This is a genomic window from Novosphingobium sp. GW835-FHT14H07, from assembly GCF_058793515.1.
Genome location: NZ_JBXAFX010000006.1, coordinates 134,769 through 146,854, shown reverse-complemented (window position 1 = coordinate 146,854; position 12,086 = coordinate 134,769). Strand labels below are relative to the sequence as shown.

The 12,086-nt window shown below is 60.8% G+C and carries 9 protein-coding genes; 7 read left to right on the top strand and 2 right to left on the bottom strand.

All coding sequences use genetic code 11. The annotated features are described in order from the left end of the window. Positions 1–453: 453 nt before the first annotated feature. The 4 genes from AC1Q5P_RS08010 to AC1Q5P_RS07995 all read left to right on the top strand — a co-directional run bounded on the left by AC1Q5P_RS08010 (position 454) and on the right by AC1Q5P_RS07995 (position 5,633). Positions 454–1,437 carry an NADPH:quinone oxidoreductase family protein gene (locus tag AC1Q5P_RS08010; RefSeq protein WP_492518664.1) on the top strand — a complete coding sequence of 328 codons (984 nt, stop codon included), beginning with the start codon at positions 454–456 and terminating at the stop codon, positions 1,435–1,437. Positions 1,438–1,826: 389 nt separating this feature from the next. Beyond that, on the top strand, positions 1,827–3,227 hold the full coding sequence (locus tag AC1Q5P_RS08005; RefSeq protein WP_492477806.1) for an aldehyde dehydrogenase: 1,401 nt from the start codon (positions 1,827–1,829) through the stop codon (positions 3,225–3,227). 29 nt (positions 3,228–3,256) lie between these two features. Beyond that, complete coding sequence (locus tag AC1Q5P_RS08000; RefSeq protein WP_427463378.1) at positions 3,257–4,111, top strand: p-hydroxycinnamoyl CoA hydratase/lyase; 855 nt, start codon at positions 3,257–3,259, stop codon at positions 4,109–4,111. 172 nt (positions 4,112–4,283) lie between these two features. Further along, positions 4,284–5,633 (top strand): M20/M25/M40 family metallo-hydrolase, encoded by a 1,350-nt coding sequence (locus AC1Q5P_RS07995; protein WP_492518663.1) that lies wholly within the window; start codon positions 4,284–4,286, stop codon positions 5,631–5,633. Here AC1Q5P_RS07995 and AC1Q5P_RS07990 read toward each other — a convergent pair. Further along, the gene (locus AC1Q5P_RS07990; RefSeq protein ID WP_492518662.1) at positions 5,614–6,228 is read right to left on the bottom strand and encodes a TetR family transcriptional regulator C-terminal domain-containing protein; all 615 of its coding nucleotides are present in this window, start codon (positions 6,226–6,228) and stop codon (positions 5,614–5,616) included. The genes AC1Q5P_RS07995 and AC1Q5P_RS07990 overlap by 20 nt on opposite strands. Positions 6,229–6,288: 60 nt before the next feature. On the opposite strand from AC1Q5P_RS07990, the gene AC1Q5P_RS07985 reads away from it, so the two are divergent. Both AC1Q5P_RS07985 and AC1Q5P_RS07980 read left to right on the top strand, forming a co-directional pair. Next, entirely contained in the window at positions 6,289–7,470 is a 1,182-nt protein-coding gene (locus tag AC1Q5P_RS07985; protein WP_492518661.1) for an aromatic ring-hydroxylating oxygenase subunit alpha, read from the top strand. 26 nt (positions 7,471–7,496) lie between these two features. Then, positions 7,497–9,098 (top strand): phytoene desaturase family protein, encoded by a 1,602-nt coding sequence (locus tag AC1Q5P_RS07980; protein ID WP_492518660.1) that lies wholly within the window; start codon positions 7,497–7,499, stop codon positions 9,096–9,098. Here the strand turns inward: AC1Q5P_RS07980 and AC1Q5P_RS07975 are convergent. Next, positions 9,052–10,353, bottom strand: a complete 1,302-nt coding sequence (locus AC1Q5P_RS07975; protein ID WP_039333848.1) for an amino acid permease — start codon at positions 10,351–10,353, stop codon at positions 9,052–9,054. The genes AC1Q5P_RS07980 and AC1Q5P_RS07975 overlap by 47 nt on opposite strands. An 80-nt stretch (positions 10,354–10,433) precedes the next feature. On the opposite strand from AC1Q5P_RS07975, the gene AC1Q5P_RS07970 reads away from it, so the two are divergent. After that, the gene (locus tag AC1Q5P_RS07970) at positions 10,434–12,065 is read left to right on the top strand and encodes a tetratricopeptide repeat-containing sulfotransferase family protein (protein ID WP_492518659.1); all 1,632 of its coding nucleotides are present in this window, start codon (positions 10,434–10,436) and stop codon (positions 12,063–12,065) included. Positions 12,066–12,086 lie beyond the last annotated feature (21 nt).

Sequence of the window (12,086 nt, the reverse complement as noted above, 5' to 3'; positions counted from 1 at the left end):
TGCGTACTGTCTTTATGTGCGGGTACCGTTTTTCGGCCTCGCTTATTTTGGTGGACCGTGCGGTTTTGCCCGGCTTGTTGATCCGTGCATAAAATAGGCTGAGGGCACGCGTCGGACAAGCCATTTTTATTGCAAAACCCTTGGATTTACGGGGTTTTCGCTGTTGCCACGCAGCATCTAGGCGGCGGCTGCAACGGAGATTTCATGCACGATTCCTCCACCTGAGAAGGCCGAGTTAGGACGCTTGTTCAAAATTCTTGGCAGAAGTCAGCCATTTGGCGGATGGGCTTCATTAAGATTTCAGAAAGGCGCTGGACCCATGCGCATTAGGCCATTTGCTTTGTGCGCTGCAGCAATGGCGCAGGAAATTTTATTGGTGATCGGTCAAGAAGTGGCAGTTGGAGAGCCCATCGGAATGCGTCACGCTCTGCGGGGGAGATGGAGATGACCAGAATGATGCGAGCGCTGCAGGTCCAGAATCTGAGCGCCGACCTGTCCGGTGTTAGCATTGTGGATACCGCGATTCCGGAGCCGCAGTCGGACGAGGTCCTGGTACGGATCGAAGCCGCAGCGCTTGGATTTCCCGATCTTCTGATGACCCGCGGGGAGTATCAGGCAAAACCGGCCTTGCCATTCATTCCGGGCATGGAAGCTGCGGGCGTAGTGGTTCGGGCGAAAAGCGATGGGCCTTGGCGCGAAGGCGACCGTGTGATTGCAGGGATGCTCACCGGTGGGGTCGCCCAATTCGGGTGTTTTCCCGAAGGAGCCCTCATCAGATTGCCAGACCGGCTGTCGATGGCCCAGGGCGCGGCCTTGCGGGCTGCCTACCTGACTGCCTGGGTGGCACTAGTATGTCGTGGAGTGGCGCAGGCAGGCGAATGGTTGTTGGTGCACGGGGCGGCTGGCGGCGTGGGACTGGCTGCCGTCGATCTTGGGGTGGCTCTTGGCCTGAAGGTCATTGCCGTGGCCTCCACGCAGGAAAAACGGAAGACCATCAGCGACTTCTACAAGCCCGCCCACGTTATCGACGGCAGCGCGGGCTTCCGTGAGCAGGTGCTGACCATTACAGGCGGCAGAGGCGTGGACCTCGTCTACGATCCCGTCGGTGGAGACGTGTTCGATGAATCGACGCGCTGCATCGCGTTCGACGGTCGGTTGCTGGTTGTCGGCTTTGCGGCCGGCCGGATTTCGCAGATCGGTGCGAACATTCCTCTCATCAAGGGGTTCTCGGTGGTCGGCGTAAGGGCAGGGGAATATGGGCGCCGCTTCCCCGATCGAGGCAGGGAGAACATCGCGCATATCCTGGAATTTGCGGATCAAGGCAGGATCAAACCCCACGTCCACGCCGCCTTCCCCTTGGATGACTGGAAGCTCGCGTTCCAGGGCATGGAGCAACGCAGTGTCATCGGGCGGAGTGTCGTCCTGCCACACGGGTGACGTGGGACACGTAGCGCGAGGGCTGCACAAAGACAAAAAATGGGCCGCACCGTTGCCGGCGCGGCCCTGAAAAGTTTGGGAGAGGATGCCTGAAAGGCCTTTCCGAAATGGGGAAACTGCGCTCTGTGTGCAAGTGCGAAAGCGACATATCTAGTTGCGTTTATTGCAATTTAGTGTGTGAGTGCGCGCATTTGTGTGGGGGATTGCCCGGCGTCAAAAGCCCGGATTTCCTGGGGATTTCGCTGCGTCGTCTCCAAGCTGTTCATCCTTCCCCCGACCGCTGACGATGCATTCCCTGCACAAAAGATCAGGTGCGGGGTTTTGCAAATGACCTGTTGCGACCACAGACATTGATTGCTATAACCCATAACAGAAATGGGAGAGAGCACATGCTGTTTGAGCGCATCAATCCAATGACTGGCGCGGTAGCTTCGACGGCCGAAGCCATGCAGGCGTCGGATATTCCTGCAATCACCGCGCGTGCAGCTTCAGCATTTCCAGCTTGGGCGGCCATGGGACCCAATGCCCGGCGCGCTGTATTGATGAAGGCGGCTGCTGCGCTCGAGAGCCGCGCCGATGCCTTCGTCGAGGCGATGATGGGCGAGATCGGGGCGACCAAGGGCTGGGCGCTCTTCAACCTCGGGCTGGCCGCAAGCATGGTGCGTGAAGCCGCCGCCCTGACGACGCAGATTTCGGGTGAGGTCATCCCTTCGGACAAACCTGGCTGCGTGGCCATGGCCTTGCGCGAACCGGTCGGGGTGATCCTCGGCATCGCACCGTGGAATGCGCCGATCATTCTGGGCGTTCGCGCCATCGCCGTGCCCCTCGCCTGCGGCAACGCTGTGATCCTCAAAGCCTCGGAGCAGTGCCCGCGGACGCACGCCCTGATCATCGAAGCCTTTGCCGAGGCTGGCTTCCCTGAAGGTGTGGTCAATGTCGTCACCAATGCCCCGAAGGATGCGGCCGACGTCGTCGGGGCACTGATCGACGCGCCGCAGGTGAAGCGCATCAACTTTACCGGGTCTACGGCTGTGGGCAGGATCATCGCGGTTCGCGCGGCGCAGCATCTCAAGCCCTGCCTGCTGGAATTGGGCGGGAAGGCCCCGTTGATCGTTCTGGACGATGCCGACCTTGATGAAGCCGTAAAGGCAGCTGCGTTCGGCGCGTTTATGAACCAGGGTCAGATCTGCATGTCGACCGAACGCATCATCGTGGTTGATTCTGTTGCGGACGCCTTCGCCGAGAAGTTCAAGGCAAAGGTAGCCGCCATGCCGGTAGGTGATCCGCGCGAGGGGACGACGCCGCTGGGTGCGGTGGTGGACGCAAAGACAGTCGCACACTGCAAGAGCCTGATCGACGATGCGCTTGCCAAGGGAGCGCAACTGCTGACCGGGGGCGAGACCACGCACAATGTCTTGATGCCGGCGCATGTCGTCGCGGGCGTCACCCAGGACATGAAGCTGTTCCGCGACGAAAGCTTTGGTCCGGTCGTTGGCGTTATCCGTGCGCGCGATGAAGCCCATGCCATCGAACTGGCAAACGACACCGAGTATGGGTTGTCGGCCGCAGTCTTCACCCGCGACACGGCACGCGGCCTGCGCGTGGCGCGGCAGATCAAGTCTGGCATCTGCCATGTGAACGGCCCCACCGTGCATGACGAGGCGCAAATGCCTTTCGGCGGCGTCGGGGCGTCTGGATACGGGCGCTTCGGTGGCAAAGCCGGCATCGACAGTTTCACCGAGCTGCGCTGGATCACGATGGAGACGCAGCCCGGCCATTATCCCATCTGAATTTGCACGATTGCCCTAGAGGAAAGACCATGACCGAACAGCAGAAGATCGAGCGTGCGGAAGAAGATACCGTCGCTTTCACCGTGGAAGACGGCATTGCCTGGGTGAAATTCAACCGCCCGGAAAAGCGCAACTGCATGAGCCCTAAGCTTAACCGCCGGATGAAGGCGGTGCTTGAGGAACTCGAGTTCCGCGAGGATGTGAAGGTTCTGGTGCTGACCGGCGAGGGTGATGCCTGGACCGCAGGAATGGATCTCAAGGAGTACTTCCGCGAGACCGAGGCTCAGGGTCTTGGAGCGGTGCGCAAGTCACAGCGCGAGAGCTATGGCTGGTTCGAGCGTCTGCGCTGGTACGAGAAGCCGACCATCGCGATGATCAACGGCTGGTGCTTTGGTGGAGGTTACGGCCCTCTGTTTGGCTGCGACATCGCGATCGCAGCTGAAGATGCCCAGTTCGGTCTTTCCGAGATCAACTGGGGTATTCTGCCCGGTGGCGGAGCATCGAAGGTCGCCCAGGAACTGATGCCGTTCCGCAAGGCCATGTACCACGCCATGATGGGCGAGAATCTTACCGGCAAGCAGGCCGAAGAACAGGGTCTCGTCACCGAAGCCGTCCCTGCTGACAGGCTGAAGGCGCGCGTTCTGGAGATTTGCGAAGCGCTCAAGAAGAAGGACACGCATGCTCTGCGTGCAACCAAGTGGACGATGCGCCGCATGGTCGACATGACCTACGACAACGGTCTGGAGTACCAGATCCGTGCGCAGGAAGCGCTGCACAGCTTTGGCGGCGCCGCTGCTCGCAAGGAAGCCACGCGCCAGTTCCTGGATGAAAAGAGCTTCAAGCCCGGCCTCGGCACGTTCGACACGAGCAAGGTCAAGGCCTGATCATCTAGACGGGTTTCGGAAGGCCCCGGACGCAATCGCGTCCGGGGCCTTTCTGATATGCCCAGTAAAAGCGGTTGCCTGTAGTCTCGCAAGAGGTCAGCTTGGTGGCAGAGGAGTCTTGTACATGCCGCCCAAGTTCCGAATTGTCCTTGCCGCTTCAATTGCGTGCTCCATGCCTGCCGTCGCGAAGGAGCCCACTTATCCAAAGGCCGAGGCTCAGGTACTCGACCTGTCGCAGAAGGCCATTGCCATTCGCTCGGTGCGGGGGGACGGCAACAAGACCATCGATGTCGCCAGGCTTTTCGGTGACGCGCTGGTGGCGGGCGGCTGGAGCACCTCGGATATCGAGATCACGCCGGTGGACGATACCGCCTATATCATCGCGACGTGGAAGGGCAGCAATCCGGCGCTCAAACCTCTGGTGATCTCGGGTCACATGGACGTGGTCGAGGCCAGGCGCGAGGATTGGGAGCGCGATCCTTTCGTGCCAGTGGTTGAGGACGGCATCCTCTATGGCCGTGGCGCGAGCGATATGAAGTTCGACGGGGCGCTGGCCCTTTCGACGCTCATCGAACTGCGCCGACAGGGCTTTAAGCCCAGGCGCACCATCGTCATCGAGTTTTCCGGAGACGAGGAAACGACGATGAAGACCAGCGCGATCATAGCCGAGAAGCTGAAGAACGCGGAATTGGTCATCAATGTTGATGGCGGTGGCGGACTCCTCGACGAGGCGACTGCCAAGCCTCTGTTCTGGACCTGGCAGGGCGCGGAGAAGACCTATGCCGACTATCGGCTGGAGGTGACCAATCCAGGCGGGCACAGTTCCGCGCCCCGGCCGGACAATGCGATCGTGCAACTCTCGCAAGCATTGGTGAAAGTTGGTGCCTACAAGTTCAAGGCCGAGCAGAACGAAATCACCAAGGCCGCGTTCGAGAAGGCAGCGCCGTTTACCGAAAAGCCCGAGGTAGCTGCTGCGATGCGCGCCTTTGCGGCCAATCCTGCCGACGAGACGGCCTTGGCTACTCTGCGGGCCGATCCGGCCATGGTCGGACTGGTTGGCACTACATGTGTGCCGACGATGCTGGGCGGTGGGCACGCGGAAAATGCCCTGCCGCAGCGGGCCTTCGCCAACATCAACTGCCGCATCTTCCCGGGCCATTCCAAGGAAGAGATCATGGCGGAACTGGTCAAGGTCATTGGTGATCCGGTGGTAAAGGTCACCGATGTCACGGTCGGGTCGGTGGCTTCGCCGGCATCGCCGCTACGGCCTGATCTTATGGCCGCAGTGGCGAAGGCGATGGCCAAGGCCTATCCCGGTGTGCCGTTGATCCCCTCGCAATCATCGGGGGCATCTGATTCAATGTGGTTCCGCGCTGTCGGCGTACCGAGCTACGGCCTGAGTCCGACGTTTGCGAAGGACTCGGAGTCGTTCGCCCATGGCCTCAATGAGCGGACCCGCCTCTCCAACATTCGTCCGGGGATCACCTATTACTTGAGCCTGATCACCGAACTGACGAAGTGATCGAAGCGAGGAAGCCGCGGGCGATGTCCCGCGCTTCTCCGGCTGTGAAACACCCGGGCGACAGGCACAGTTCGAGCCAGAGCCCGTCCACCAGCGCCGTGACCGCTATGGCGTGTCGACGGCGTGCCGAGACCGGCACGCCGCAATCTCCTAACAGGGCTTCGAGCCGGGCGCGGTAAAGGGCGTATTGCTCGTCATGCTGACGAGCAATGTCCTTGCGTGCCGTGACAAGGCTCCAGAACGCGATCCACGTGGCCAGCAGGGCCGTATCTGCAATCGGCGGCGCAAAGGAGGCCGTGACGAAAGCTTCCAACCTGTCCTGAGGCGCGGGGCCGGCCTCGGCGACTGCAAGGTCGAGCGCTTCGGCAACACGGCGATCGACATGTTCGTACGTTGCGGCAACAAGCGCATCAACGCCACCGAAGTAGTGACCCACGAGGCCGACCGAGGCACCTGCTTCCTGCGCAATGGCACGGACGCTCGCCCCGGCAGCCCCGTTGCGGGCAAGCACGCGGGCACAAGCTTCGATAAGGCTCAAGCGCCGGACGTCGGGTTCTGTGCGACGGAACGCGGGGGATGCTGCTGCTTCGCTCATCTCTTGAACAATCTGCCCGTTGTTGTACGATTGTTCAACAGACAATCTGGATTCGGGTTCATGGGCGATCTATCCGGCGCATTCCGCCATATCTCATCGGACGAAGTCGATCCTGACGCGGACTGGAGCCTGCCGGGCTGGCTTTATACCGATCCGGAGTACTTTGCCGTCGAGATGGAGCGGGTGATCCGGCCGTCGTGGCAGATCGTCTGCCATGAAGGCGACATTGCCGCTGCCGGAGAATACCGGACGCTGGATTACCTGAACGAAAGCGTAATCGCGATCCGAGGAGACGATGGCGTCATCCGTGCCTTCACCAACGTCTGCCGCCACCGCGCCATGCGTCTTGTCGAGGGCCCTGCAGGTTGTGCCAGAAAGCTGGTCTGCCCCTATCACGCCTGGACATTCGAGCCTGACGGACGGCTTTCGGGCGTGCCCATGAAGTCGGATTACCCGGCGCTGAAACTCGAAGATAATGGCCTCGTGCCGGTTGCGGTCGAGATCTGGCGTGGTTTTGTGTTCGTGCGTCTGGTTGATGCAGGCTTCCCGAGCGTCGCTGAAATGATGGCGCCGTTCGAGGAAGAGGTTGAGCCTTATCGGTTTGAGGATATGCGTCGCATCGGCGACGTGCGCCTGCGCGACAGGCAGGTGAACTGGAAGAACGTTGGCGATAATTATTCCGACAACTTGCACATCCCGGTTGCGCACGATGGCCTGACGCGCATTTTCGGGAAATCGTACGAGATCTCCGACCACGGCTGGGTTGACCGGATGAAGGGCGATCTTGTCGACAAGCCTTCGGCGAATTTCTGGGAACGGTTCTATCAGACGCACCTGCCAGAAGTGCCGCATCTTCCGCAGCAATCGCAGCGCCGGTGGCTGTATTACAAGCTCTGGCCGAACATGGCGTTCGATATCTATGCCGACCAGATTGATTTCATGCAGTGGTTGCCGTTGACGCCCACGACTTCGGTGCTGCGCGAGATGTGTTTTGCGCTACCGGACGAACGCCGAGAGATGAAGCTGGTGCGCTATGCAAATTGGCGGATCAACCGGGTGGTCAATGCAGAAGATACCTGGCTGATCGAACGGATTCAGCAGGGCATGGCGTCGAACTCCTACGGGGCAGGGCCGATTGGCAAGAGCGAAGTGTGCCTGCGCAGCTTCGCCCGCAAAATCCGCGCGATCACGCCCGAGGCGCGACTGCACAGGGCTCCGTCGGCTGGCTGGTCGAAGAAGTAATCACGAGGGTTTCGGGGAATTATCGCATGTCCAACCGTTACGACGCACTGATCATCGGCGGCGGCCATAATGGCCTGGTCTGCGCATTCTATCTCGCCAGGGCGGGAATGAAGGTGCGCGTGCTGGAACGTCGCGACATTGTCGGTGGCGCAGCAGTCACCGAGGAATTCCACCCCGGCTTCCGCAACTCGACCGCGAGCTACACTGTCAGCCTGCTGCGGCCCAAGGTGATCGCAGACATGAAGCTCCACGATCATGGCTATCGCGTGATCGAGCGGACAATCAGCAACTTCTTTCCGTTTCCCGATACGTACCTCAAGCTGGGTGGCGGGCCGGGGCGCACGGAGGCGGAGTTCGCGCGCTTTTCCAAGAAGGATGCCGAGGCCTATCCCAGATACGACGCCGCGCTGGAAAAGGTCGCCAACGTGCTGCGCGACATTTCGCTGCAGACGCCGCCGAATGTTGGTGGCGGCATTGCTGCGCTGAAGTCTGCTGCAATGCAGGGGTGGCCGATCGCCAAGCTCGACATGGCAACGCAGCGTGACCTGCTGGATATCTTCACCAAGTCGGCGCGCGATTTCCTTGATGGCTGGTTCGAGGACGATCACGTCAAGTCGGCATTCGCGTTTGACGCGGTGGTGGGCAACTATGCTGGCGTTTCGACGCCCGGCTCTGCCTATGTGCTGCTCCACCATGTCTTTGGCGAGGTAAACGGCAAGCTGGGCGCCTGGGGCCATTCTGTCGGCGGCATGGGCGCGATCACGCAGGCGATGGCCAAGGCCTGTGCCGAGGTCGGCGTCGAGATCAGCCTTGAAGCACCGGTTTCCAAGGTGCTGGTCAGCAACGGCAAGGCTGCGGGCGTGAAGCTGGAAGGTGGCGAAGAGCTTTACGCGCCGATCGTCGCTGCCAATGTCGGCCCCGCGCTGCTCTACCGGCAACTGGTCGACTCCTCGGATCTCGATGAGGACTTCAACCGCCGGATAAAGGGCTACAAGACCGGTTCCGGCACCTTCCGCATGAATGTCGCGTTATCCGAACTGCCGGATTTCACTGTGCTGCCCGGCAAGGATCAGGCCGAACATCACACGGCCGGAATCATCATCGCGCCAGGCATGGATTACATGGATCAGGCCTTCATCGATGCCCAGCAGCACGGCTGGTCGAAGAAGCCGATCGTGGAGATCAAGATCCCGAGCACCGTCGACGACAGTCTGGCGCCTCCGGGGCAGCACGTAGCGAGCCTGTTCTGCCAGCAGTTCGATCCGAACATTGATTGGGATGCGCATCGCGAAGAAGTGGCGGACCTGATCATCGATACGGTCACCGAGCATGCGCCGAACTTCAAGGGTGCAGTCATCGCACGGCAGATACATTCGCCTTTGGACCTGGAGCGCAAGTTCGGGCTTATCGGGGGCGACATCTTCCACGGCACCATGGGCCTCGATCAGCTTTGGGCTGCGCGCCCGGTGCTTGGTCATGGTGACTATCGTTCGCCGATCAAGGGCCTCTACATGTGCGGATCGGGAACCCATCCTGGGGGCGGCGTGACCGGAGCGCCCGGCCACAACGCGGCGCACGAGATCATCCGTGACCGTTCAGTGCTGTGGAAGCTGCTGCATCGCTCCTGACCCAGAGATAGACCGGCAAGCCGAGCGCAATGAAGCCCGCGCCATAAGAGAGGGCTTCGCCGCCGAGGCCCCATGCCGCCCAGGCAATGAAGCCTGCTCCGATGAGAGCTGCGACGGCCAGAATGCGCTCGCCCGGTAGCAGGCGCACGGCCGAGAGCATGGCGAGGAAATAGGACAGCATGCCGGCGGCGAGGCTTACGGAGGCGATGAATGCGAAGAGGTCTCCCATCCCGCGACCGAAGTTCAGCAAGGTCACGATGCTCAGCAAGACACTTGAAACCAGGTGCGAGCGTACCGGTGTGCCGCGGGACCCTTCTGTTGCGAACCAGCGCGGGAAGACGCCGCCCTTCGCCATAGCCCAAGGCACTTCGCCTTGAAGAAGGATGAAACCATTGAGCGTGCCGAACGCGCTGATCGCGGCGAAGACTGCGACGATCTGACCCACACCGGACCCGAAGAACCGCGCGAGAAAATCGGCCACTGGCGCAGGAGATGCGGCGGCAGCTTGCATGGGCATGTAAAGTGCGAAGGCGGTGGAAATGCCGATGTAGACGAACCCGGTCAGTGCGACGCCGATTAGTGTGGCGCGCGGGACGACCGAGGCGGCGTTCTCCACCTTGTCAGCAGGGACGGTTGCTGACTCAAGGCCGAGGAAGCCCCAGAAGGTGAGGCCAGCTGCCGCTGCAACCACCGTGCCTGACAGCGGCACCGCAGGCTGCACTGCACGGGGGGCGCCAGTAAGCAGCAACCACAGAGTCAGGCCAATAAGGCCAACCAGCGGCACCAGTTTGAGTACCGTGGTGACAACCGATACATCGCCAGCGGCGCGGACACCCCGAATGTTGACCGCGGTGAGCAACCACACGCACCCGACGGAGATGATCGCAGGAAACCCGGGAACGCGGCCCATGACGGGAAAGATCAGGCTCAGGTTGGATACGACCGCGACTGCTACGGCGCCGTTGCCCGCCCAGATCATTGTCCAATACGACCAGGCAGTTACAAAGCCTCCAACCGGTCCGAATGCGGTCTGCGCATACGCATAGGGTCCTCCCGCCAACGGCAGGCGTGCCCCAAGGCGGGCAAAGGTGAAAGCAAGGCACAGCGCACCGGCGATCGTCACCGCCCAGCCAATCAACTGGTTTTGACCCAGGGGTGCAAGCGTTGCGGGCAGGATGTAGATTCCCGAACCGATCATGTTGCCAACGACCAGCGCCAGCGTCATCCAGAAGCCCAGCTTGCGCGTCGCGATCATTGGCAACTGGTTCCCTTCATTGTGCTTGGGTGAAGACTAGCGCTTGATCGCGAGGCGTCACCATGTTTGTGATGCAGTTGATGACCAATGTGACCACGTCTTCGCCGCGCATTGCTGCACCGGTCTACGATCCCCGGCTTGTCCGTGCGGCAGTCGCCATGAACGAGAACGACTTGCCAACGGCCGAGCCGCTTCTGCGGTCGCTGCTGAAGGACGATCCCTTCGATGTCCGCGCCATCCGACTGTTTGCCGAACTGGCGGGACGTATCGGGCGCTATAATGACGCAGAGAACCTGTTGCGCAGGGCAATCGAGCTTGCTCCGCAGTTCACGGCAGCAAGGGCGAACCTCGCCTTGGTCCTCTACCGCACAAATCGTGCGCCCGAGGCGTTGGAAGAGCTCGCAAAAGTCACGGCTGACGATCCGGACAACGCCGGGCACGCCAACTTGCAGGCAGCTGCCTATGGCCGCATAGGCGAGTTCGACGAGGCTCTTGCGCTCTACCAACAAGTGCTGAGGCAAGCGCCCAACCAGCCCCGCGTCTGGATGAGCTATGGTCATATGCTCAAGACCGTTGGGCGGCAGGCGGAGGGTATCGCCGCCTACCGCAAGGCCATCGAACTTCTGCCAGTGCTTGGAGAGGCCTGGTGGAGCCTTGCAAATTTGAAGACGGTGAAGTTTAGCAATGACGACATAGCGGCCATGCAGCAGGCACTGGCGCGGACGGACCTCACTGCGGAAGATCGCTGGCATCTCGATTTCGCGCTGGGCAAGGCTTTCGAGGATCGAGGAGAGGCAGAGGCGTCGTTTGCGCACTACGCGGCAGGCAACGAGTTGCGTCGTCGTCGGATACCATATCGAGCGGAAGATACGACCCAGAACGTGAATGCTGCGATCGCAGCTTTCACGCCGGCTGTCGTCGCTGGATTGCAGGGGAAGGGGTGCACAGCGCCTGATCCAATCTTCGTTCTTGGCATGCCCCGCGCGGGCTCGACGCTGGTCGAACAGATTCTGTCCAGTCACTCGCAGGTGGAAGGTACGAGCGAGCTCTCCGACATCGGCTTCCTTGCACGTAGTGTCGAAGGCTATCCCGAAACGCTGTCAGCTCTCGATGGTGACGAACTGCGCAAGCTTGGGGAAGCCTATCTTTCGCGGACCCGGGTGCAACGGCATACGGCACGGCCATTGTTCATCGACAAGATGCCAAACAACTGGCTGCATGTGCCCTTTATCCATGCGATCCTGCCTAATGCCAGGATTATCGATGCCCGTCGTCATCCGCTCGCCTGCTGCTTTTCGAACTTCAAGCAGCATTTCGCGCGGGGGCAGGGCTTCAGTTATTCGCTGGATGACATGGGCCGCTATTACCGCGACTATGTGCGGGCGATGGCGCACTTTGATCAGATGCTCCCGGGCGTCGTGCACAGAGTGATATACGAGCGGATGGTAGAGCAGACGGAAGCCGAAGTTAGGGCTCTGCTGGCCCATTGCGGCTTGCCATTCGAGGAGTCTTGCCTGACGTTCCATGAGACCGAACGCGCAGTGAGGACTGCAAGTTCGGAACAGGTGCGTCGCCCGATATTTCGCGATGGAACAGAGGCATGGAAGCCTTTCGATCAATGGTTGGAGCCTCTCAGATCGGTGCTGGGTGACGTTCTCGAGGCCTATCCGGATGCGCCGGCAGACTTCGGAACCGACATCGTTGTAAATTAGCCACGCTTGCAGGGTTAACGC